The sequence below is a fragment of the Streptomyces sp. NPDC007189 genome, from assembly GCF_040703635.1.
Taxonomy (GTDB): domain Bacteria; phylum Actinomycetota; class Actinomycetes; order Streptomycetales; family Streptomycetaceae; genus Streptomyces.
The window spans coordinates 209,876-231,823 of the sequence record NZ_JBEYEY010000017.1 but is presented as its reverse complement, the minus strand read 5'-3'; the positions used below and the strand labels follow the sequence as shown (position 1 = coordinate 231,823).

18 protein-coding genes and 1 tRNA gene are annotated in these 21,948 nt (G+C 72.0%); 11 read left to right on the top strand and 8 right to left on the bottom strand.

The annotated features are described in order from the left end of the window. Positions 1-323: 323 nt before the first annotated feature. Complete coding sequence (locus AB0950_RS31145; protein ID WP_366779907.1) at positions 324-551, top strand: hypothetical protein; 228 nt, start codon at positions 324-326, stop codon at positions 549-551. Between the two features lie 200 nt (positions 552-751). Here AB0950_RS31145 and AB0950_RS31140 read toward each other — a convergent pair. The 3 genes from AB0950_RS31140 to AB0950_RS31130 form a co-directional block, all read right to left on the bottom strand. Further along, positions 752-824: transfer RNA gene (locus AB0950_RS31140), tRNA-Arg, on the bottom strand. 80 nt (positions 825-904) lie between these two features. Then, positions 905-2,527 carry an IclR family transcriptional regulator C-terminal domain-containing protein gene (locus tag AB0950_RS31135; protein WP_366779906.1) on the bottom strand — a complete coding sequence of 541 codons (1,623 nt, stop codon included), beginning with the start codon at positions 2,525-2,527 and terminating at the stop codon, positions 905-907. Positions 2,528-2,653: 126 nt separating this feature from the next. Continuing rightward, entirely contained in the window at positions 2,654-3,952 is a 1,299-nt protein-coding gene (locus tag AB0950_RS31130) for a M6 family metalloprotease domain-containing protein (protein ID WP_360574761.1), read from the bottom strand. 992 nt (positions 3,953-4,944) lie between these two features. Here AB0950_RS31130 and AB0950_RS31125 point away from each other — a divergent pair. Then, positions 4,945-5,592 carry a helix-turn-helix domain-containing protein gene (locus tag AB0950_RS31125; protein ID WP_360158227.1) on the top strand — a complete coding sequence of 216 codons (648 nt, stop codon included), beginning with the start codon at positions 4,945-4,947 and terminating at the stop codon, positions 5,590-5,592. Positions 5,593-5,966: 374 nt separating this feature from the next. Continuing rightward, positions 5,967-7,511, top strand: a complete 1,545-nt coding sequence (locus AB0950_RS31120; RefSeq protein WP_360158224.1) for an MFS transporter — start codon at positions 5,967-5,969, stop codon at positions 7,509-7,511. Positions 7,512-7,639: 128 nt separating this feature from the next. On the opposite strand, the gene AB0950_RS31115 is transcribed toward AB0950_RS31120, so the two are convergent. Beyond that, positions 7,640-8,149 carry a MarR family transcriptional regulator gene (locus AB0950_RS31115; protein ID WP_360158221.1) on the bottom strand — a complete coding sequence of 170 codons (510 nt, stop codon included), beginning with the start codon at positions 8,147-8,149 and terminating at the stop codon, positions 7,640-7,642. Positions 8,150-8,278: 129 nt separating this feature from the next. Here AB0950_RS31115 and AB0950_RS31110 point away from each other — a divergent pair, with 129 nt between their 5' ends. Beyond that, positions 8,279-9,046, top strand: a complete 768-nt coding sequence (locus tag AB0950_RS31110) for a class III extradiol ring-cleavage dioxygenase (protein WP_360158262.1) — start codon at positions 8,279-8,281, stop codon at positions 9,044-9,046. 49 nt (positions 9,047-9,095) lie between these two features. On the opposite strand, the gene AB0950_RS31105 is transcribed toward AB0950_RS31110, so the two are convergent. Beyond that, positions 9,096-9,614 (bottom strand): N-acetyltransferase family protein, encoded by a 519-nt coding sequence (locus AB0950_RS31105; RefSeq protein ID WP_366779905.1) that lies wholly within the window; start codon positions 9,612-9,614, stop codon positions 9,096-9,098. Positions 9,615-9,805: 191 nt separating this feature from the next. Between AB0950_RS31105 and AB0950_RS31100 the strand changes: the two genes are divergently transcribed. Continuing rightward, entirely contained in the window at positions 9,806-10,804 is a 999-nt protein-coding gene (locus AB0950_RS31100; RefSeq protein ID WP_360158215.1) for a sigma-70 family RNA polymerase sigma factor, read from the top strand. Between the two features lie 741 nt (positions 10,805-11,545). After that, positions 11,546-12,145, top strand: coding sequence for a TetR family transcriptional regulator (locus tag AB0950_RS31095; RefSeq protein ID WP_366779911.1), 600 nt, complete (start codon positions 11,546-11,548; stop codon positions 12,143-12,145). Positions 12,146-12,425: 280 nt separating this feature from the next. On the opposite strand, the gene AB0950_RS31090 is transcribed toward AB0950_RS31095, so the two are convergent. After that, complete coding sequence (locus AB0950_RS31090; protein ID WP_366779904.1) at positions 12,426-13,391, bottom strand: YafY family protein; 966 nt, start codon at positions 13,389-13,391, stop codon at positions 12,426-12,428. Between the two features lie 62 nt (positions 13,392-13,453). On the opposite strand from AB0950_RS31090, the gene AB0950_RS31085 reads away from it, so the two are divergent. The 5 genes from AB0950_RS31085 to AB0950_RS31065 all read left to right on the top strand — a co-directional run bounded on the left by AB0950_RS31085 (position 13,454) and on the right by AB0950_RS31065 (position 19,640). Further along, entirely contained in the window at positions 13,454-14,962 is a 1,509-nt protein-coding gene (locus tag AB0950_RS31085) for an MFS transporter (RefSeq protein ID WP_366779903.1), read from the top strand. Positions 14,963-15,162: 200 nt separating this feature from the next. Then, a complete protein-coding gene (locus tag AB0950_RS31080) occupies positions 15,163-15,924 on the top strand; it encodes a DeoR/GlpR family DNA-binding transcription regulator (protein ID WP_360158206.1) in 762 nt (253 codons plus the stop codon). Beyond that, entirely contained in the window at positions 15,921-16,868 is a 948-nt protein-coding gene (gene pfkB / locus AB0950_RS31075; RefSeq protein ID WP_360158203.1) for a 1-phosphofructokinase, read from the top strand. The genes AB0950_RS31080 and pfkB overlap by 4 nt, the downstream gene beginning before the upstream one ends. Before the next feature lie 166 nt (positions 16,869-17,034). Beyond that, the gene (locus AB0950_RS31070) at positions 17,035-19,272 is read left to right on the top strand and encodes a fructose-specific PTS transporter subunit EIIC (protein ID WP_366779902.1); all 2,238 of its coding nucleotides are present in this window, start codon (positions 17,035-17,037) and stop codon (positions 19,270-19,272) included. Positions 19,273-19,385: 113 nt separating this feature from the next. Next, the gene (locus AB0950_RS31065) at positions 19,386-19,640 is read left to right on the top strand and encodes a hypothetical protein (protein WP_360158197.1); all 255 of its coding nucleotides are present in this window, start codon (positions 19,386-19,388) and stop codon (positions 19,638-19,640) included. A gap of 79 nt (positions 19,641-19,719) precedes the next feature. Here AB0950_RS31065 and AB0950_RS31060 read toward each other — a convergent pair whose 3' ends face one another. After that, complete coding sequence (locus tag AB0950_RS31060; protein WP_360158194.1) at positions 19,720-20,466, bottom strand: DUF6227 family protein; 747 nt, start codon at positions 20,464-20,466, stop codon at positions 19,720-19,722. A gap of 157 nt (positions 20,467-20,623) precedes the next feature. Continuing rightward, on the bottom strand, positions 20,624-21,838 hold the full coding sequence (locus AB0950_RS31055; RefSeq protein WP_360574750.1) for an Ig-like domain-containing protein: 1,215 nt from the start codon (positions 21,836-21,838) through the stop codon (positions 20,624-20,626). Between the last annotated feature and the right edge of the window lie 110 nt (positions 21,839-21,948).

Below are 21,948 nucleotides of genomic sequence, written 5' to 3'. Positions count from 1 at the left end.
CTGAGACTGGGGCAGGAGCGCCCGCTGTGGCAGCCGGTGCGTGATTGAACGTACTAACACCCCCTATTGCTGTCATATCGAGCAAATCGGAATCTCGGCTCCGTAGGGCTGATCGGGCATGCGGAGGCCGTCTATGCCACTCAGATGTAGAACTGAGGGATGATCAAAGACGTTGCGGCCCAGTCAAGTTGAGTCGCACTTAGCCCTTGCAGGTGATCTTCTGGCGCCTAGTCACCCCGCGGTGGTGGTGGGTCGCCGGAAGTGTCGGCGAGTCGCTGCTTGACATGCGGCCTGTCGTGGGTTCAGAGGAGACCACGTGATTCGTGTTGGCCGACCTGGAGAACTACGTGACCTCCGGTACGGCCGGTGACGACCGTCGCCTGACGCAGTACGCGCTCCAGCACGGCCTGGTGCTCACCGCGCTCTCGCCGGTGTTCTACGCCTGGGTGCTGTTGGTCCCGCACTACACGGGCAGCAAGGTGATGTTCCTGTACCGCATGGGCTACTGGGTCATCCTGACCTACCTCAGATGGGCATGCACGCCACGCTGAGGCCCGAGCCGCCTGCCCCAACCGGGGTCTCCCCGCCATCGCCGACCGGCTTGGCCCATGATCCGGGGCGATGGGGAGTAGCTGTCAACACGTCCGAGAAGGGCCCTGCGGGCCCGTAGTGGCACGTCTGTGGCACGACCCCTGCAACGACGAAGGACCAGCCTGGGAGGAAAACCCTCCTGAGCCGGCCCTTCTCTCTGTGCCCCCGGCAGGATTCGAACCTGCGACACCCGCTTTAGGAGAGCGGTGCTCTATCCCCTGAGCTACGAAGGCAGTGCTGAGTGGTGGTGATGGAGTCACCGGTCGACAGTGTAGCGGGTGGGGCGTGTCGGTTGGTGGGGTGTGGGGAGGGGTCAGGAGGTGGGGATGGGGGTGAAGCGGGAGGCTGTGTGGAGGTCGGACTCGATGTGGGCGGCGGTTTCGCGGAGGGCGGGGAGGACTTCGTGGACGCAGTCCTCGAGGGTGCGGCGGGCCGCGTGGGTGGCGACGTTCAGCGCGGCGACGGCGCGGCCGGCCCGGTTCCGTACCGGTACGGCGATGGACCGCAGGCCCGACTCCAGTTCCTCGTCGACCAGGGCGTATCCCTGGGCGCGGACCTCGGCGAGTGTCGGGGGGAGGGGAGAGTCGGTGTCGGCCAGGAGGACTCGGCCGAGGGAGGTCTCCGCGGCGGGCAGGCGGGCGCCGACCGTGATGTGCACGGTCAGGACGCGGCTCGCGCCCGCCCCGGCCGTGTACTGGATCTCCGTGCCGTCGGGGGTGAGGACCGCCAGTGCCGTCGGCTCGTGCAAGCGGGTCGCCAGCGCACGCAGGTGGGGCTCGGCGAGCCGGGGGAGCGGGGTGCGGGACAGGGGCGGGAAGCCGAGGTCCAGGACGCGCGGGGTCAGGGCGAAGGTGCGGTCGGGGAGGGCCTGCACCAGGCCGAGGTGCTCGTGGGTGAGCAGGGCGCGGCGGGCCGTGGCCCGGGCCAGGCCGGTCGCCCGTGCCACGTCGCTCAGGGACAGCGCCGAGCGGCCCTCGCCGAACGCGGTCGGCACGGTCAGTCCCCGGGCCAGGGATTCCACGAAGTCCCGGCCCAGCTGGTGCTTGGACGCCGTCGTCCAGGTCGCCAGGCCCGAGGGCGGCGGGCCCGGCCGCGGCGGCGGCACGGTGCGCAGTTCGGTCTCCATCGCCGTCACCGCCGTACGAAGGCGGGGCAGGAGGCTGCCGCGCAGCTCGGTCGCGGAGTGCCGGCTGGTGTGGCTGACCACACTCGCCACGCAGGCCAGGCGGCCGGTGCGCGGATCCCTTACCGGTACGGACACGGCGACCAGGCCCGGTTCGATCAGCTGGTCGTCCACGGCCCAGCCGTCCCGGCGCGCCTGTTCCACCCGCTGTACGAAGGCGGAGTCGTCGGCCTGTCTTTCCGCCGGCGACTGCCGGGGCGGTACGGCGGGGAAGGCCTCGTCCGTGGGGTCCTTCGCGCGGCGGGTGTGCCAGCGGGTCCAGTCCGGCTGTGTCCACTCGGTCGCGAACAGCGCGCCCGGCGCCGTGCGTTCGGCGGGGAGCAGGTCGCCGATGCGGAAGCTGACGGACATCGCGCGGCGGCGGGTGGCCTGGTGGATGAAGCGGATGCCGTCGAGGTCGGCGACCGCGAGCGACACCGATTCGTCCAGCTCGTCGGCGAGGGCGTCGGCGTGGGCGCCGAGCAGTTCGGGCAGGCGGAGGGCGGCCAGGTAGGCGTTTCCCAGCTCCATCACGCGGGGGGCGAGGACGACGTCCCGGCCGTCGAGGCGGACGTAGTCCATGCGGGCCAGCGTCGCGGTGATCCGGTCGACCGTGGAGCGGGCGAGTCCGGTGGCCCTCTCCAGCGCGCTCGGGCTCAGCGTGCCGCCCGCCTCGGTCAGCCGCCGCAGCACCCCGACCCCACGCAGCAACGGCCCGACCGTTTCCCCCGCCTCGACACGGGCGTCGGTCTCCACTGCGCTCTTCGCGGGCATCGGCTCTCCGGTACGGCAATCAGGCACGCCTACGGTAAACCCCGCCCGGCGTCCCCCTCGCCGGAAGCCGCCGGGGAGGCCTACCTCGCCGGAGAGCGTCCAGGGAAGGCCTACGGTGTCCACCCCCTACGCCCGAGAAACCCGCACCCGATACCCCCCCTTCTCATCCCGGCTGACCACCTGGACGGTGATCCCGTGGGCGGTGTCCCGGAAGGTCTCGCCCGGGGTGAGGGGGGCGTCGGAGAGTTCGGTCTGGACATTGGGGCTGCGGGTGCAGCCGGCGCTGTGCGGGTGGCTGTCGTAGACCGTGATCGGGCCGCGGCCGGTGTCGATGCCGCCGTCCACCTTGTAGACGAGCAGGCCCGGTCGGCAGACCACTTCGTCGTTGCCGCCCTGCTCCCGGACCTCGAGGGCGTACGTGCTCCGCGCGTCGAGGGGTACGAGGACCAGCTTGCCGCCGCCCGGCTTGTACAGCGGTGTCAGCTGGTACTCGACGGTGCCCCGGCCCGCCACGCAGCCCACCTGGGAGCCGTCCAGCCAGCCCAGCTTCCACTTGTGCCAGCCGAGGAGATCGTTGTCGGCCCCCCAGTCCTCGCTCATGATGTCCCAGTGCCCGACCGCGCCCCCGCCGTCCTGGGTGTACAGGTCGGGCAGGCCGAAGGTGTGGCCGTTCTCGTGCGGCAGCACCCGGTAGCCGGTGCGGGAGTAGGAGCCGGAGCCGTCGTCCTGCCGGGAGTAGACGAAGGACGCGTTGGCGACGGGGACCCCGTCGGCGACCGGGGCGTCGCCGTTGCCCGCGAAGGTGACGGACAGGACCGTGTCCAGGGCGGAGGGGCCGGCGTTAGGAGTGACCAGGACGTTGAGGATGTCGTAGTCGCGGAAGTTCACCATCGGGTCGGCGGCGGCCACGATGTCCTGCACCAGCTGCCGGTAACCGGGGTCGAAGGGAGCGCCCCGCTCTATGCCGTACTCCTTGAAGGACCTCGGCATCCGCAGCCAGGTGGGGATCGGTGTCTGCGGCCGGTAGTCCAGGCGGCCGTACGACGCGGTCCGGAACCACTGCTGGGTCCGCGGGAAGAACTCGTGGAAGCGGTCCATGGCGCTGCCCTCACCGGGCGCGTCGGAGAAGTCGATCATCAGGGTCAGGGCGCGGAGCGTGCCCGTGGAGTGGGCGTAGCCGTGCGGGGTGGGCATGCCCTCGGTCATCTGCACGTCGACACCGCCGTGGACGGCGCAGGGGACGAGGACGGAGCGGGCCGAGCCGACGGGCCCTGCGGTGGTGGGCGCCATCAGGTGTCCGGTCCCGGCCGAGGTGCTGACCGCGAGGGTCAGTGCGGTCACCACGGCCAGGGCGGCCACCCGGCGCGGGCGTATGCGACGGCGTGCGCGCCGGCACACCTCGCCCCCTTCACTCCGGCCGCCCATGTCACCGCGTTCGCTCCGGCCGCCCAACTCACCCGCTTCGCTCCGGCCGCCGAAGTCGCCCAGGCCGCTCCGGCCGCCAAAGTCACCCCGGTCGCTCCGGCCGCCCACGTGGGCCAGTCCGCTCCGGCCGCCAACTTCGCCTACTCGACCCACTCCGCCGACTTCGCCCAGGTCGCCCACGTCGCGCCTGGCACGCCGGTCGCGCAGGCCCCGAGCGGCGTGCGGTGCACAAGCGGCGTGCAGCTCGCAACCGGCGCCCACATCCCCCGCGGCGCGCTGGCCCCGCGAGGCGCGCCGGCTCCGATTGGCGCATCCATCCCGCTCATCCCGTTGGGCGCCGGCGCCTCCGTCCCGCTTATCCCGCGCGGCGCCTGCATCCCACGCGGCGCCTCCGTCCCGCTCATCCCGCCGGGCGCCCGCATCCCGCGTGGCGCCTGGGCCTGCATCCCGCTGATCCCGTTGGGCGCCGGCGCCTCCGTCCCGCTCATCCCGCCCGGCGCCCGCATCCCGCGCGGCGCCTGGGCCTGCATCCCGCCCGGCGCCTGCATCCGGCGCGGCGCCGACATCCCGCATGGCGCGTACATCCCCCGGCGCGCGCACGCCCCGCGCGACGCGCGCAAATCCGCCCCAGAGGGCTCCTGCGGGAAGGGATATGCGGCGGGGCGGCTGCGGCGGCATGCATGGACCCTTCGCTCCACGGCAGCCGCAGGTCTCCGGCTGCACCCTTGCGCTCACCCTGTGTCGGAGGTGTGTGGGTCGCGCGCTGGAGGAGACCGATCGTGGGAAAGCGGGCCTGCACGGGGGTGAATCCCGGCGGAATGTGAGTGTGTCTCAGGTCACAGGGATTGTTTTCCGGGGCGGGAAATAACCGGGGACCCTCTCCCCGTTTAGACCAGTGTCCGAGCGAAACGGGGACTGCTTCCCCGGATCCCTCAGGGCGTCAAAGCATCAGGACCAGTCCGACACCAGCTCAACACCCCGAGGAGTACGCCGTGCCGACCGCGACCACCCCCGCACCGCGCAAGGTGTCCCGGCCCCGTGCCGACGCCGTGCGCAACCGGGAGCGGATCGTCGCCGCCGCCCGGGAGATGTTCGTCGAGCACGGCCCGGACGTGCCGCTGGACGACATCGCCCGCCGGGCCGGGGTCGGCAACGCCACGGTGTACCGCAACTTCCCCGACCGCGACGCCCTCGTCCGCGAGGTCGTCTGCTCCGTGATGGACCGTACGGCCGAGGCGGCCGAGGTCGCCCTCGCGGAGACCGGGGACGCCTTCTCCGCGCTGGAGCACTTCGTGCACGCCGCCGCCGACGAGCGGATCAGCGCGCTGTGCCCGATGATCTCCAGCACCTTCGACCAGCACCACCCCGACCTGGAGGCCGCGCGCCGGCGCGTGGAGCAGCTGGTCGAGGAGGTCATGCTCCGGGCCGTGGCGGCCGGTCAGCTGCGGGCCGACGTGGGCGTCGGCGACCTGATGATCGCCGTGGCCCAGCTGAGCCGGCCCCCGGCCGGCACGGACTGCCTGCGCGGCGACCGCTTCGTCCACCGCCACCTGCAGATCTTCCTCGACGGCCTGCGGGCCCCCGCCCGCTCCGCCCTGCCGGGCAGGGCCGTCACCGTCCAGGAGTTGCGCGCGTGCTGACCGATTAGTTCGGCCCCCGACCCGAGTCCATCCCTGCACCTGACTTCCGGCCGTCAGCGTCGACGAGCCGCCGAGCCGGTGCCCTGCTGCTCCTCCGCCGCCGTTAGCAGGCGGTTGGTCCACTGTCGTTCGCAGGCGGTTCGTCCGCCACCGTTCGCCGGTTGCTCATCCGCCGTCGTTGTCGGCAGGTCGTCCGCCACCGTTCGCCGGTCGCTCGTCCGCCGTCGTTCGCCGGTTGTTCGTCCGCCGCCCGTTCGTCGGCCGTTCGTCCGCCGATTTATCCGCCTACTCCGCCTACTCCGCTTACTCCGATCTTTCCGTCACCACATCCCGATCCGACTTTTCCGTCACGAAGTCCCGAAGTGGGTACCTCCATGTCCGAAACAGCCCTCAAGGCTCCCGGCGCCGTCGCCCCGAGCGGCGACGCCAACCGCTGGAAGGCGCTCGTCTTCATCGCGCTCGCCCAGCTGATGGTCGTCCTCGACGCCACCATCGTGAACATCGCCCTGCCCTCCGCCCAGACCGACCTGGGCATATCCGACGGCAACCGGCAGTGGGTCGTCACCGCCTACGCCCTCGCCTTCGGCGGTCTGCTGCTCTTCGGCGGCCGTATCGCCGACAAGTGGGGCCGCAAGCGCGCCTTCGTCACCGGCCTGGCCGGCTTCGCCCTCGCCTCCGCGCTGGGCGGCGCCGCCACCACGGGCGCGATGATGTTCGGCGCCCGCGCCCTGCAGGGCGTCTTCGGTGCGCTGCTCGCCCCGGCCGCCCTGTCGCTGCTCGCGGTGATGTTCACCGACGCCAAGGAGCGCGCCAAGGCGTTCGGCATCTACGGCGCGATCGCCGGCGGCGGCGGCGCCGTCGGCCTGATCCTCGGCGGTTTCCTCACCGAGTACCTGAACTGGCGCTGGACCTTCTTCGTCAACGTGCCGTTCGCCGTCGTCGCCGCGGCCGGCGCCTATTTCGTCATCCGTGAGCCCGAGGGCGGCCGCAACCGCTCCCCGCTCGACATCCCCGGCGTGGTCCTGTCCTCCCTCGGCCTGATCGCCCTGGTCTACGGCTTCACCCGTGCCGAGTCCGACGGCTGGAGCGACGGCGTCACCATCGCGATGTTCGTGGCCTCGGTGGTGCTGCTGGGCGCCTTCGCCCTCGTCGAGGCCCGGGTCAAGGCCCCGCTGCTGCCGCTGCGCGTCGTCACCGACCGCAACCGCGGCGGGATCTACCTCTCCCTCGGCCTCGCGATCATCGGCATGTTCGGCCTGTTCCTCTTCCTGACCTACTACCTGCAGGTCGTGAAGGGCTACTCGCCGGTCAAGACCGGCTTCGCGTTCCTGCCGATGGTGGCCGGCATGATCACCGGCTCCACCCAGATCGGCACCCGGCTGATGACCCGGATCCCGGCCCGCTTCCTGATGGGCCCCGGCTTCCTGGTCGCCGCGCTCGGCATGCTGATCCTGACCCAGCTGAAGATCGACTCCTCGTACGGCACCCAGCTGCTGCCCGCGATGGTGCTGCTCGGCCTCGGCATGGGTACGGCCTTCATGCCGGCGATGTCCCTGGCCACCGCGGGCGTCCAGCCCCGGGACGCCGGTGTCGCCTCCGCGATGGTCAACACCTCGCAGCAGGTGGGCGGCGCGATCGGCACCGCCCTGCTGAACACCATCGCCGCCTCGGCGACCACCTCGTACGTCAAGGACCACATCGCCCAGGCCGCCTCCAAGCCGCAGCAGCAGCTGGTCGGGCTCCAGGGCATGGTGCACGGCTACAGCACCGCGATCTGGTTCGCCGTCGGCATCCTCGCCCTCGCCTCCCTGATCGCCTTCACCTTCGTCAACGCCGGCCGTCCGGGGTCCACCCCGGTGGCCTCCGGCCAGGGCGAGGGCATCGAGGACGAGGTGCCGGTGCCGGTGGTGGCCCACTGAGCGGCCGTAGGTGAACCAGTGGCCGCACATGGCCTGATGGCCGTACGTGAACCAGCGGCCGTACGTGACCTGATGGCCGTACGTGACCTAGCGGCCGTACGGCGCTGATCCGGCGGCCGTACGGTGACCTAGCGGAGCCAGGGCAGGTCCGCACCCGCTTCATCGGGCTGGAGGCCCTCGGCGACGATCTCCATGATCTCGCCGAGGGCCTTCTGCTGCTCCGGGGACAGCCGCTCGAACAGCGCCTGGCGTACGGCGGTCACATGGCCGGGCGCGGTGCGCCTCAGCACCTCGGCGCCCTCGTCGGTGAGCACCGCGAACTGACCGCGCTTGTCGGACGGGCAGTCCTCGCGGCGCACCCAGCCGTTCTTCTCCAGCCGGGCGATCGCGTGGGACAGCCGGGAGCGGGTGATCTTCGCCTGCATCGCCAGCTCGGTCATCCGCAGCCGGCGCCGGGGGGCCTCGGCGAGGCCGACGAGCAGGCCGTAGTAGATGTGCGGCATGCCCGCGTCCCGCTGCAACTGCCGGTCGAGGTGGTCCTCCAGCAGGGTGGTGGCGTGCAGATAGGCGCGCCAGACGCGCTGTTCCTCGTCGGTGAGCCAGCGGTGCTGTGCGGCGGAGTCCGGTGCCGTGTTCATGAGTTCCACTGTACGAGGCAGCTCCTTGAAAATTGAACCAAGTTGGGCGTACTCTTATGCGAGAGCTTGAGAGTTAAAGCAATGGAGCAGGGGAGTAGGGGAGCCGTCATGACCACCGCCGAGGAACGCATGCCCGCCCTGTACCTCAGCCACGGCGCCCCGCCGCTCGCCGACGACCCCGTCTGGCCCGGCCAGCTCGCCGCCTGGTCGGCCCGGCTGCCCCGGCCGAAGGCGATCCTCATGGTCTCCGCCCACTGGGAGGAGGCCCCGCTCGCGCTGGGCGCGGTGGACACCGTCCCTCTCGTCTACGACTTCTGGGGCTTCCCCGAGCACTACTACCGGGTCCGGTACCCCGCCCCCGGCGCGCCCGGGCTGGCCGAGTCCGTGCGCAAGCTGCTGCGCGCCCCCGGCACCCCCGTCCAGGACATCCCCGACCGCGGCCTCGACCACGGCGCCTACGTCCCCCTCGTCGAGATGTTCCCCGCCGCCGACATCCCGGTGCTGCAGATCTCCATGCCCACCCTCGACCCGGTGCGCCTGATGGACATCGGCCGCAGGCTCGCCCCGCTGCGCGACGAGGGCGTGCTGATCATCGGCTCCGGCTTCTTCACCCACAACCTGGCCGCCCTGCGCCACACGGGCGGCGGCGTGCCGAGCTGGTCCTCCGAGTTCGACGACTGGGGCCGGCGCGCCCTGGAGGCCCGCGACTGGGACGCCCTGCTGGACTTCCTGGACAAGGCCCCGGCCGGCCGTTACGCCCACCCGCGCACCGAGCACTTCGCCCCGCTCTTCGTCACCATGGGCGCGGCGGACGCGGGCGGCGAGCTGGACGCGCAGAGGTCCGTGATCGACGGGTTCTGGATGGGCATGGCCAAGCGGTCCGTGCAGTTCGGGTGAGGGGTCCGGGCGAGCCGGTTCGGGTGAGCGAAGGGGCCCTGCGGGCGGGTCACAGCTCTTTCTCGTACCAGGCCACGTCCCAGTAGCGGCCGAACTTGCGGCCCACCTCTCGGTACGTGCCGACGTGCCGGAAGCCGAAGCGGGCGTGCAGCCGCTCGGAGGCCTCGTTCGGCTGGGCGATCCCGGCGTAGGCGCGGTGCACGTCCTCGTCCGCGAGCGCCTCGAAGAGGGCGTCGTAGAGCAGCGTGCCGACGCCGCGCCGGCCCGCGTCCGGGGCGACGTACACCGATGTCTCCACGGAGGTGACGTACGCGGGCTTCGGCCGGTAAGCGCTGGATGTGGCGTACCCCAGAATCTCCTGTGACTCCGCGTCCGTGGCAACCATCAGGCGGTGCGGGCCGTCTTCCGGGTGGGAGAGCAGCCAAGGGCGGCGCTCTTCCGGAGTGAAGATCGCGGTATCGAAGGTGATGACCGTCTCACGTACATAGTGGTTGTAGATCGCCGTGAGGGCGTCGAGATCCTCCTCGGCCCCCGGCCTGACCTGCACTTCTGTACGTCGCGTCGGCATCGCGCCTCCCGTGTGGCGGACAGGGTACTGCATGATCAGAAAAATTGGGGGGCGGGTTGGGAATTCTGTCCGGATTCCAGTCGTTGTTTCCCACGGATGCAGGGCACTCGGAGAGAGTCCCACAGACCCTCCCCTCGGTGCCGAGCGTTCATCAGGACCACCCGCCAGCCCACCATCGCAAGGGAGCACGCATGGCAACCCGTGCCGTCGCCCGTCGTCAGTCCGCCACCGGCGAGACGGCCGACTCGGCAAGCAGTGTTCGCGCTCATGGCGGCGAGATCGCGGACCGCGACCTGGTCGGCATGTACCTCGACGAGATCGCGCGTACGCCGCTGCTCGACGCCGCAAAGGAGGTCGAGCTGTCCGAGACCATCGAGGCGGGTGTGTTCGCGCAGCAGATCCTCGACGGCGAGGAGGAGTCGGCCACGAACGCCTCCCGCGAGGAGTTGGAGGCGCTGGTGGCCGCCGGTGAGCGGGCCAAGGACGTCTTCATCCGCTCCAACCTCCGGCTGGTCGTGGCCGTGGCCCGGCGCTACCCGCGCAGCGGCCTGCCCCTGCTCGACCTGATCCAGGAGGGCAACGCCGGCCTGGTGCGCGCGGTGGAGAAGTTCGACTACCGCAAGGGCTTCAAGTTCTCGACCTACGCCACCTGGTGGATCCGTCAGGCCATCACCCGCTCCATCGCCGACCAGTCCCGCACCATCCGGCTCCCCGTCCACCTGGTGGAGGAGCTGGGCCGCATCCGCCGCGTGCAGCGCGAGTTCAACCGTGAGCACGGCCGCGACCCGGAGCCCGCGGAGATCGCCAAGGAGCTGGGCACGACGGCGGAGCGCGTCATCGACGTCCTGGACTGGGCCCGCGACCCGGTCTCGCTGAACATGTCGGTGGACGACGAGGGCGAGACCCAGTTCGGCGACCTGCTGGAGGACACCTCCGCGGTCAGCCCCGAGCAGTCCGTCCTCACCCTCCTGCGCAGCGAGGAGCTGGACGACCTGATCGGCCGCCTCGACCAGCGCACGGCCTCCATCATCAAGATGCGGTACGGCATCGAGGACGGCCGCGAGCGGACCCTGACCGAGGTCGGCAAGGAGCACGGCCTCACCCGCGAACGCATCCGCCAGATCGAGAAGCACGCTCTCCTGGAACTGAAGAAGCTGGCCCGCCAGACCGGCTTCGACGCGGCGGCGTAGCGGGGGAGGGGGAGGTCGTCCACTCACAGGCGTCGCCGCCGTCCCCGCCGGGTGTACGGCGCTCGGGTGCGTGTTGCCTCCGGGGTACGGCGCTCGGGGCGGGTGTTGCCCGTGGGCGTACGGTGCCTGAGGGGAGCGCACGCCGGTGGCGGAAGACGGCGCAAACATGGCGCTGTCCCGTCGCTTCAACTCCCGGGCCCACGGGAACAACCCTTCCGGGCCCCACAGCAGCCAGGCCCGGGAACCGCACTCCCCATGCACCACGCACCACCCCGACTGGGCCGACCCCACGCGCCCACATCGCACCACCCAGGCCACAGAGCCAGGTCCCGCCGCACACCCCCCCGGCGCCGGGACCTTCCCAGCCGGGCCTCGGCACCTATCCCCCCCGGGTGCCGAGGCCCGGCTTCATCGTCTATCCACCGCCAACTACCGTTCGCCAGCCCGTACTTGAGCGACGCTGATCCCGTGCCGCATGCCGTAGTCCGACTGCGCGGTGCTGCCTGAGCGTCCACATCAGGCCAGCACACGTGGGAACAGCGCGGAGGCGGCCACATCCTGGAACGACGGTCCACCCCGTACCTGAACCCCGGGGTGGACCGTCGGATGGCAGATTCTGCCACATGGGCATAGCCTGCCGAGATGAGCACCACCCCGCGCCCCACCTCCGGCACCACCGATCAGCCTCGTCCCGCACCCGCACCGGTCTCGCTGACCGAACGCCGGAAGGCCGAGACCCGGATGGAGATCGCACGGGCGGCGGCCGCCCTGTTCGTCCGCCAGGGTCTGCGCGCGACCCGTGCCGAGGACATCGCGCAGGCCGCGGGCATCGCGCCGCGCACGTTCTACCGCTACTTCGCCACCAAGGAGGAAGCGGTCGCCCCCCTCTACGCGGCGGGCGCCCAGCGCTGGGCGGAAGCGGTCCGCTCTGCCCCGGCCGGTCTCGGCGTTCCCGAGGCCCTGGAGCACGCCGTCCGGCACACCCTCACCCCGGGCGCCGGCGTCTCGGCGGCGTCCTGGGAATGGGTCCGCACCCTGATCCGCCTCGCCGACGCCAGCCCCGCCCTGCGCAAGGTCTGGGCCGAGGTGTGCCAGGCCTCGGAACACACCCTGGCCGAGATCCTCGCGAGCCGCATCGCGTCAACCGACGGCGATGTCCCGACGCCGGCCACCCCCGACCTCCTCTTCGCCGCGGCCGTCGCCGGGGCCGCCGTACGCGTGGCCGTGGAGTCCTGGGCCGCCACCACCGCCCCGCCCACCGGGCCCGACGGCCCCGCGGCCCTCGCGCTGCGCAACCTCGCCTCTCTGCGGAACTTCCGCTGGGCCGGCGAAGAGGACTAGCCGTCACCCACAGGCAGCACTTGGCCGTCACCCACGAACAGGACCAGGCCGTCACCGACAAACCGCACCAGGCCATCACCCCACAACAACCTCCCCCGCCTCGGCAGCCCCCGACCGGGGGCCCAGCCCTCCGCCCAACTCCCGCAACGGGGCACCAGTTCAACCGTCCCCCGCCCGGCTCGGCCGCCCTCCCAACTTCCGCAACACGGCAACACGGCCGCCGGTTCATCCCCCCGCCCCACTCGGCCGCCCGCTCAACTCCCGCATGCACGCCCCCAGTTCATCCACCCCCCGCCCGACTCAGCCGCCCGCCCAACTCCCGCACGCACGCCGCCAGTTCGTCCGGCCCCCGCACCGCGAACTCGTACCCCGTCATCGCCAGCCGCACCGCCAGCCACTCCAGGGGGCCGCCGAAGGCGCCCCGCAGGACGCAGCCTCCCTTCCCGTCGTCCTCCGGTACTCCGAGCCATGCCGGCACCCGCGCGGAGACCTGCTCCGCCGGCGCGGCGAACCGCACCGCGAACTCGTAGGTGTCGTGCCGCCCCTGGATGGACTGCCGCAGAGACTCCGCGGCGCTTCCGGTCGGCAACTGCCGTGGTGTGAACCGGACTCCGGTCGCGAACGGCTTGCTCACCCGGTCCACCCGGAAGGTCCGCCAGTCGGCGCGGTCGAGGTCGTAGGCGACGAGATACCAGCGCCGCCCGGTCGACACGAGCCGGCGCGGCTCGGTCAGCCGCCGCGACTCGCCACCGTCCTTGTCGCGGTAGGCGAACCGCAGCCGCTCGTGCCCCGCCACCGTCGAGGCCATCACGGTCAGCGTCTCCGGCGCGATGCTCGGCCCGTCGCCGCTGGTCAGCGCCGTGGTCGCCGCCTGCAGTGTGGACACCCGGTGACGCAGCCGGGAGGGCAGCACCTGCTCCAGCTTGGCCAGGGCCCGCACCGAGGCCTCGTCCACCCCCTCCACGGCGTGCCCGGCGCCGGCCCGCAGCCCCACCGCGATCGCCACCGCCTCCTCGTCGTCCAGCACCAGTGGCGGCAGCGCCTTGCCCGCCACCAGCCGGTACCCGCCGTCGGAGCCCTTCGTGGCCTGCACCGGGTAGCCCAGCTCCCGCAGCCGGTCGATGTCCCGCCGCACGGTCCGGCGCGACACCCCGAGCCGCTCGGCCAGCTCGCCGCCGGGCCACTCGCGGGGTGTCTGGAGGAGCGAGAGGAGCTGCAGCAGCCGTGCCGGTGTGTCCGTCGTCATGCCGTCGAGGATGCCGTACCACTAGGACATGATCTGACCTAATGCGGTCCTAGCGTGACGGCATGACCTCCACGGAACAGACCCTCAGTGCGCGCCAGGCGCCTGGTGGCCGCCGCCGCTGGTTCGCCCTGGCGATCGTCATGGCCGCCGCCTTCATGGACCTCGTCGACGTCACGATCGTCAACATCGCCATCCCGTCCATCGAGCGGACCGCCCACGCCTCGGTCAGCCAGATCCAGTGGATAACCGCCGGCTACGCGCTGGCCTTCGCCGCGGGTCTCATCACCGGTGGCCGTCTCGGCGACATCCACGGCCGCAAACGGCTGTTCCTGATCGGCATCGGCGGCTTCACCCTCGCCTCCGCCCTGTGCGGCTTCGCCGCCGGCCCGGAGATGCTGGTCGCCTCGCGCGTGCTGCAGGGCGGCATGGCGGCGATGATGGTGCCGCAGGTGCTGTCGATCGTGCACGCCACCTTCCCGGCGCACGAACGCGGCAAGGTCTTCGGCCTGTTCGGCGCGATCGTCGGCCTCGGCGCGGTCTCCGGACCGCTGCTGGGCGCGCTGCTGACGGAGTGGAACCTGTTCGGCCTCGAGTGGCGGCCCATCTTCCTCATCAACCTCCCCGTGGGCGTCCTGGCCTGGCTGCTCGGACGCCGTTTCATCACCGAATCGAAGGCCCCCAAGGCGCTGAAGCTGGACCTGGTCGGTGTCGCCCTGGTCTCGCTGGGCCTGCTGATGCTGCTGTACCCCCTCACCCGCGGGCGCGAGCTGGGCTGGCCCTTGTGGGGCCACCTCTGCATGGCCGGTGCGCTCGTGGTCTTCGCCGCGCTGGTGTCGTACGAAAAACGGAAGGCGGCCAAGGACGGTTCCCCGCTCGTCGAGTTGTCCCTCTTCCGGGTGAAGAGCTTCGCCGCGGGCATCGCCGTACAGACCGTCTTCGGTGTCGCGCTCGGCATCTTCTTCCTGGTCTGGACGCTGTACATGCAGATCGGTCTGGGCTGGAGCCCGCTGCGGGCGGGGCTGACCGGCGTGCCGTTCTCACTGGCGGTGTCCACGGCGGCCGGGATGTCGGTGCAGAAGCTGGTCCCCAGGTTCGGGCGGAAGGTGCTCCAGGCGGGCGCGCTGGTCATGGCTGTGGGCGTCCTGCTCTATCTGTGGGAGGCGCACCGGTACGGCCTCGGCATCGCGTCCTGGCAGATGGCCCTGCCGCTGGTCGTGATGGGAGCGGGGATGGGGCTGATCGTCGCCCCGCTGACGGACGTGGTGCTCTCGGAGGTGCCGCGCGAGCACGCCGGTTCCGCGTCCGGGCTGATCAACACGGTGCAGCAGATGGGCAACGCCCTCGGCCTGGGCCTGGTGTCCGTGGTGTTCTTCGGCGAGATCGGCGACCGGCTCGCCCTGGCCCAGGTCGGCCCGGCCTTCGTGCACGCCTTCCAGCATGCCCTGTGGTGGGTCGCCGGCATCATGGCCGCGATCTTCCTGTTGATGTCCGCCCTGCCGAAGCGGCCGGCGCAGCACGTCGAGGGAGCGGGCGCCCAGGCGCCGGCGCGGGAGCCCGAGCTGGTGCACTGAGAACCGCGCCCACCAGGGCCCGGCACCCGCGGGGTGCCGGGCCCTTCGCGTGCCCCCTCTGTCCGGCCGGACGCCCGATCATGTCCGACTGAGGCCCGAACCTGTTTACTTTCCGGAAATCCCGGCGTAGCCTCCCGACTGAAACCACACGTTCGGGCATCAGTCAGAAGTGAACGGACATCGAGTCGGAGGCCAGCGAGATGTACGCACCGGAACGGCAGCAGGAGATCCTCCGGCTCGCGCGTGACGGCGGCCGGGTGGACGTCCTGTCGCTCGCCGAGGAGTTCCAGGTCACCGCGGAGACGATCCGCCGCGATCTGAAGGCCCTCGACCGCGCCGGCCTCGTCCGCCGGGTGCACGGTGGTGCCATCCCGGTCGGCCGGCTCGACTTCGAACCGGACCTCGCCGAGCGCGAGACCGCCGCGGCCGACGAGAAGGACCGCATCGCCAAGGCGGCCCTCGCCGAGCTGCCGGCCGAGGGCACGATGATCCTGGACGCCGGCACGACGGTCGCCCGGATCGCCGCCGCGATCCCGCTGGAGGCGTCGCTGACCGTCGTCACGCACAGCCTGCCGATCGCCGCCCGCCTCGCCGACCACCCGGGCATCCAGCTCCACCTGGTCGGAGGGCGCGTACGGCACCGTACGCGCGCCGCCGTGGACGCCTGGGCGCTGCGCGCGTACGGCGAGATCCGCGCCGACGTGCTGTTCGTGGCCGCGAACGGCTTCTCCGCCGAGCACGGGCTGACCACCCCGGACCTCGCCGAGGCCGCGGTCAAGCGGGCCGCGGTCGCCGCCGCCCGCCGCGTGGTCCTGCTGGCCGACTCCTCCAAGCACGGCCAGGAGCACTTCGCCCGCTTCGGCGACCTGGGCGACGTGGACCTGCTGATCACCGACACCGGACTGAGCCCTGAAGACGCCGCCGTCATCGAGCGCGGCGGCACGGAAGTAGTGCGCGCATGATCCTCACCGTCACCCCCAACCCCTCCCTCGACCGCACCTACGAGGTCCTGGCGCTCAGGCGCGGCGAGGTCGTCCGTGCCGAGACCGAGCGGATGGACCCGGGCGGCAAGGGCGTGAACGTCTCGCGCGCCGTCGCGGCCGCCGGCCGGCGCACGGTAGCCGTTCTGCCCCTGGGTGGTGCGCCGGGGGCGCTCGTCGCCGACCTGCTCGACGCGCAGGGCATCGAGGTCGCGCCGGTCCCGGTCGCCGGAGACACCCGCTCCAACATCGCGCTCGCCGAGTCCGACGGGATCCTCACCAAGATCAACGCGCCGGGGCCGGAACTGTCGGCGGCCGAGCAGGCCCTGCTGCTGGCCGCCATCCGCGAGCACTCGCGCGACGCCGACTGGATCGCGTGCTGCGGCAGCCTGCCCCGGGGCCTCGCGCCCTCCTGGTACGCCGATGTGGTCACGGAGGCGCACGCCGGGGGCGCCCGCATCGCACTGGACACCTCGGGGCGCGCGCTGCTGGAGGCGCTGCGCGCCCGGCCCGATGTGGTGAAGCCCAACGCCGAGGAACTCGCCGAAGCCGTCGGGCGCCCCCTGACGACCGTGGGCGACGCCCTGAAGGCGGCCGAGGAGGTGCGCGCCATGGGCGCGCGCGCCGTGCTCGCGAGCCTGGGCGCCGACGGGCAGCTCCTCGTCGAGGACACGGGCGCCTGGTACGCCACCGCGCGCGTGGCCGCCGTCCGCAGCAACGTCGGCGCCGGCGACTCCTCCCTCGCCGGCTTCCTGATCGCCGGCGGCAGCGGCCCCGAGGCCCTCGCCTCCGCCGTCGCCCACGGCGCAGCCGCCGTCCAGCTGCCCGGCAGTGTCATGCCGACCCCCGCCGACCTGGACCCGTCGGCGGTGACCGTCACGGCCGAGATCCCCCTCGACCGCGAGCTGACGGAGCCGGTGCCGTGAGCGCCCCGCCCCGCCGACGTACGACCGCTCCCCACCGGCCGTGGCGTGACTCCCCGTCCCTCGCCTCGGCCACCGCCCCGACCCCCACCGTCTCCCCCCACCGCACCACCGTCCCCACCTCCGCCCACCCCTCTCCCCGGGCGATAAGCGTGCAGAGGAGCCCGCGATGAGTGACATGATCACCGCGGACCTGGTCGATCTCGACCTGTCCGCCGACACCAAGGAAGCGGCGGCGCGCGCCCTCGCCGAGCGCATGATGGCCCAGGGCCGGGTGACCGACCTGGAGGGCTTCCTCGCCGACGTGGCGGCCCGCGAGGCCCAGATGCCGACCGGCCTCGACGGCGGCATCGGCATCCCGCACTGCCGCAGCGCCCACGCCACCGAGCCGACCCTCGCCTTCGGCCGCAGCACGGCCGGCATCGACTTCGGCGCCCCGGACGGCCCGGCCGACCTGATCTTCCTGATCGCGGCCCCGGCCGGCGCCGACGACGCCCACCTGACGATCCTCTCCTCGCTGGCCCGCCAGCTGATGAACTCCGAGTTCACCTCGGCGCTGCGCGCGGTGACCGACGCGGGGACGGCGGCGGCGCTGATCCGCGGGGAGGAGACGCCGAGCACGGCGCAGGCGGCTTCGCCCGAGGAGGGCGCGGGCGCTGCGGCGGGTGCCGGGGGCGCGGGCACGGGCGCGGACGCTGCGGCGGGCGCTGCTCAGGGCGACTCCGCGCAGGCCGCCGTGGGCGCCGCGGGCGCCGGGGGCGGCTCCGAAGACACCGCTGCGGCGTCGGTGGCGGCCTCCGCCGGCGCCGCAGCGGGCACCACCGCGCAGGCGCCGGGCGCATCCGCCCCGGCGCAGGCCGCCCCCGCGGGCGCCGGTTCCGGCGGCGAGTCCGCCGAGCGCCCCTTCCGTGTCGTCGCCGTCACCTCCTGCCCGACCGGCATCGCCCACACCTACATGGCGGCCGAGTCCCTGGAGAACGCTGGCCGTGAGGCGGGCGTCGAACTGGTCGTCGAGACGCAGGGCTCGGCCGGCTTCACCCGGCTGGACCCGGCGGTGATCGCGGCGGCCGACGCCGTGATCTTCGCGCACGACGTCCCGGTCCGCGACAAGGACCGCTTCGCCGGCAAGCCCACCGTCGACGTGGGCGTGAAGGCCGGCATCAACCGCCCCGCCCAGCTCATCGCGGAGGTGCGCGAGAAGGCGGCGCGCGGCGAGACGAGCGCGCCGGCGTCCGCGTCGGCCGGCACGCCGGTCGAGCGGGCCGGCGACTCCACCGAGGGGTACGGCACCAAGCTCCGCAAGTGGCTGATGAGCGGCGTGAGCTACATGGTTCCGTTCGTCGCCGCCGGCGGCCTCCTCATCGCCCTGGGCTTCGCGATCGGCGGCTACAAGATCAACAAGGCGCCGTCGGTGATGGACCACTTCATATGGACCCAGGCCGACAGCTGGGGCGCCCTGCTGTTCCAGATCGGCGGCGTCGCCTTCGGCTTCCTCGTCCCGGTCCTGGCCGGCTACATCGCCTACGGCATGGCGGACCGGCCCGGCCTCGTCCCCGGCTTCGTGGGCGGAGCGATCTCACTGACCATCAACGCCGGCTTCCTCGGCGGTCTGGCGGCCGGCCTGATCGCCGGTGGCGTGGTGATGGCCATCCAGAAGGTCACCATCCCGCCGGCCCTGCGCGGCATCATGCCGGTGGTGGTGATCCCGCTGATCTCCTCGGCGATCGTCGGCTTCCTGATGTTCGTCGTCATCGGCAAACCCATCGCCACCGCCCAACGGGCCCTCACCGACGGGCTGAACGGCCTCACCGGCACCAACGCGATCCTGCTCGGCGCCCTGCTCGGCCTGATGATGTGCTTCGACCTGGGCGGCCCGGTCAACAAGGTCGCCTACACCTTCGCCACCGCCGGCATCGCGGTCTCCAACCCCGGCGACTCCGCGATGAAGATCATGGCCGCGGTCATGGCGGCCGGCATGGTCCCGCCGCTGGCGATGGCCCTGGCCACCACCGTGCGCGGCAGGCTCTTCACCCGGGCCGAACGCGAGAACGGCAAGGCCGCCTGGGTCCTGGGCGCCTCCTTCATCTCCGAGGGCGCGATCCCGTTCGCGGCGGCCGACCCGCTGCGCGTGATCCCGTCCTCCATGGTCGGCGGCGCGCTCACCGGCGCCCTGTCGATGGCCTTCGGCGCCACGCTGCGCGCCCCGCACGGCGGCATCTTCGTGGTCCCGCTGATCGGCAACCCGCTGCTGTACCTCATCGCCATCGCCGCCGGCGTCTGCGCCACCACGGGCCTGGTCGTCCTGCTCAAGGGCATGCGCAAGCAGGCCCCGGAGTCCACGTCCACCGACCCCGCCGGGAACGCGGCCGCCACGGCGAGGGAGCCCAAGCAGCCGGTCGCGGCCTGACCGCCGTACCGCCGCGTCTTGTCCCTTTAGTTCGCTGTGAGTTGTTCACGGCACCTGCGAGATACGTCACGGTCCGGGACCAAAGTCCCGGACCGTGGTGTGTACTGGGACGCATGCCTGAGCACGTCCCGACTCTCCAGCTGATCGGCGTGGCCGTCCTCGCTGTGGCGGCCGTCGCGTGGGCCCTCGTGCTGATCCGCCTGCTGCGCCGCATGGGCCCGCTGACCCCGCCGCGCCGCGCCACCGCGCCGCTCCTCACGGCCCTGCCGCGGCAGCGGAGCACGGGTCCCGAGCTGGAGTCCGTCGAGCTGACGCCCGCCGAACAGGACGCCTTCGCGGGCCTGGCCCGGCAGTTCACGAGCGGCTGACGCCGTAGGGCGCCCAACCGCTCAAGCGTCCCACGAGCCGCGAGCCGCCGCCCTGGGGCCCGCCACACCCTCGCCCGTGCTACCCCTGCCGTGCCGCGCGCCGCTCCATGGCGTCGCGGGCCGCGTCCTCCGACATGTACACCTCGCACATGTGCCGCCCGTCGGGCGTCGCCGTGTGCTCGACCTCCCACAGGGAGACCTGGCCGCCGTCCGGCAGCAGGAACGCGTGCTCGTACAGCGCGTAGCTCAGTCCCGCGCGTCCGGCGCGTCCCGGGCGGCCGAACGCCTGCGTGATCTCGTGCGCCGTGGCGGTGGCCAGCAGCGCCGCCGTCTCGGCGCCGGGCCGGTCCGGGTTCTCCGCACGGCGCAGAAGCCTGCGCGCGTGGTCCGCCGAGTCCTCGGAGGCGAACACGTGCCTCGGCTCCGGGATCGCCCACAGGCGCATCAGCGCGGGCAGCTCGAACTCCGGCGTCTGCGGCGGCATCCCGAGCCGCGCCGTGGCCGCCTGCAGCTCCTCCTCGTCGACGTACACCTCGCTCTCCGGGGCGGCGCCCGGCGTGGGATTGTGCACCAGCTCCCACAGCGTGAGCGCGGAGCCGTCGGCGAGCAGCCAGGTGTGCCGGTACGTCTCCCGGTGCAGCCCCGCGCTGTGGTACGCCGAGTGCAGCGAACTGTCGTGCGCCAGCGCGCAGTCGAGCCGCCGTATCACCTCGTCGGGCAGTTCGAAGGAGTTCAGGGCACGGCCGAGGAGCCGCGCGAGGTGCTCCTCAGGAGACTCGGGCGACTCGGCTGGTTCGTACGCTGCCGTCTCGTACGGAACGCTCAAGGTTTCTCCCGGCGTTGCTGCATGTCACCTTGTGGGTGCATACCGTAGCCCCTCGGTCGGACATCATGTCCGGGAACCGAGAAAACGTACGCCGGGAAAACGCGCGGGCCGCGCGAAAAGTTCCCGCGCGGCCCCACGTGACGTCAAAACCTGCCGCTCAGAGGGCACTTCCGGCGGTCCAGGCGCTCCACGGCATGTTCCAGCCGTTGAGCCCGTTGTCCGGGGCGACCGTCGAGTCCGGGGAGTTCTTCACGATCACCACGTCGCCGATGAGGGAGTTGTCGAAGAACCACTTGGCCGGCGTGGCGCCCTGCCCGCCCTGTACGTCCGCGAGCCCGACGCAGCCGTGGCTGGTGCCCTCGCGGCCGAAGGGCGGATTGCCCTTGTTGTACCAGTAGTTGCCGTGGATGAAGGTGCCCGAGCCGGTCAGGCGCATCGCGTGCGGCACGTCCGGGATGTTGTAGGCGTTGCCGAGGCCGACCGTCCGGCTGTCCATGGGCGTCTGCGTGAACTTCTCCGAGATCACCATCTGCCCGTTGTACGTGGTGTGCTGCGGGTCGCCGGTGGAGATCGGGACCGTCTTGATCGTCGTGCCGTCCCGCACCACGGTCATGGTCTGGGTGTCGGCGTCGACCGTGGAGACCTGCGAGCGCCCGATGGTGAAGGAGACGGTCTTCTTCTGCACCCCGTAGACGCCCGGCGCGCCCTGGACGCCGTCCAGGTCGACCTTCACGGTGACCTTGGAGCCGGACTTCCAGTACTGCTGCGGCCGGAAGTCCAGCCGCCGGTCCCCGAACCAGTGGCCGACCACCTGCTGACCGCTGCTGGAGTTGACCGCGATGTGCGACTGCACGGCCTTCTTGTCGGTGATCGACTTGTCGAAGGTGAACGACACCGGCATGCCCACCCCGACCGTGGTGCCGTTGTCCGGGGTGTAGGTGCCGATGAAACTGTTCGCCGGCGTGACCGTGGTGAAGACCGACCTGGTCACGGTGGCGCGTCCGTCCGCGTCCTTCGCGGTCGCGTCGATCTCGTACTTGGTCCCCCGCTCCAGCTGCTCCTTCGGCTTCCAGCTGCGGCCGTCCGCCGATATCGCCCCGGCCACGGCCTGCCCCGTGCCCGCGACGGTCATCTTCACGTCGGTCAGCCTGCCGCCGCTGGCCTTCACTCCGGTCGCGTTGATGGACGCGCCGGTCGAACCGTCCTTGGCCGAGATCACGATCCGTGCCGCCGACGCCTTGGGGGAGTTGCCGCCCTTGCCGTCGTCGGTGGCGTTGGCGCTGCCACCGCAAGCGGTCAGGGTGAGGCTGCCGACCATCAGGGCGGCACAGGCCCCCAGTACGCGCCGCGCTGCTATGTCCGGCGTTGTCACGGGCTGCTCCCAGTTCGTGTGATGTGCGTGATCCGTTCCCTGCGTGAAGAAGGAGGGCACCGGCCACCTCGGAGGTTCCCTCCGGCTCGCGTTGGCGCCGTCACGTGACA

Excerpts from the sequence above, each read along its gene's own strand:
- AB0950_RS31115 (WP_360158221.1), bottom strand. The coding sequence starts at position 8,149 with ATGAACACGGCACCGGACTCCGCCGCACAGCACCGCTGGCTCACCGAC.
- AB0950_RS31130 (WP_360574761.1), bottom strand. The coding sequence starts at position 3,952 with ATGGGCGGCCGGAGTGAAGGGGGCGAGGTGTGCCGGCGCGCACGCCGT.
- AB0950_RS31110 (WP_360158262.1), top strand. The coding sequence starts at position 8,279 with ATGCCCGCCCTGTACCTCAGCCACGGCGCCCCGCCGCTCGCCGACGAC.
- AB0950_RS31080 (WP_360158206.1), top strand. The coding sequence starts at position 15,163 with ATGTACGCACCGGAACGGCAGCAGGAGATCCTCCGGCTCGCGCGTGAC.
- AB0950_RS31090 (WP_366779904.1), bottom strand. The coding sequence starts at position 13,391 with ATGACGACGGACACACCGGCACGGCTGCTGCAGCTCCTCTCGCTCCTC.
- AB0950_RS31070 (WP_366779902.1), top strand. The coding sequence starts at position 17,035 with ATGAGTGACATGATCACCGCGGACCTGGTCGATCTCGACCTGTCCGCC.
- AB0950_RS31105 (WP_366779905.1), bottom strand. The coding sequence starts at position 9,614 with ATGCCGACGCGACGTACAGAAGTGCAGGTCAGGCCGGGGGCCGAGGAG.
- AB0950_RS31100 (WP_360158215.1), top strand. The coding sequence starts at position 9,806 with ATGGCAACCCGTGCCGTCGCCCGTCGTCAGTCCGCCACCGGCGAGACG.
- AB0950_RS31095 (WP_366779911.1), top strand. The coding sequence starts at position 11,546 with ATGGAGATCGCACGGGCGGCGGCCGCCCTGTTCGTCCGCCAGGGTCTG.
- AB0950_RS31135 (WP_366779906.1), bottom strand. The coding sequence starts at position 2,527 with ATGCCCGCGAAGAGCGCAGTGGAGACCGACGCCCGTGTCGAGGCGGGG.
- AB0950_RS31065 (WP_360158197.1), top strand. The coding sequence starts at position 19,386 with ATGCCTGAGCACGTCCCGACTCTCCAGCTGATCGGCGTGGCCGTCCTC.
- AB0950_RS31120 (WP_360158224.1), top strand. The coding sequence starts at position 5,967 with ATGTCCGAAACAGCCCTCAAGGCTCCCGGCGCCGTCGCCCCGAGCGGC.
- AB0950_RS31085 (WP_366779903.1), top strand. The coding sequence starts at position 13,454 with ATGACCTCCACGGAACAGACCCTCAGTGCGCGCCAGGCGCCTGGTGGC.
- pfkB (WP_360158203.1), top strand. The coding sequence starts at position 15,921 with ATGATCCTCACCGTCACCCCCAACCCCTCCCTCGACCGCACCTACGAG.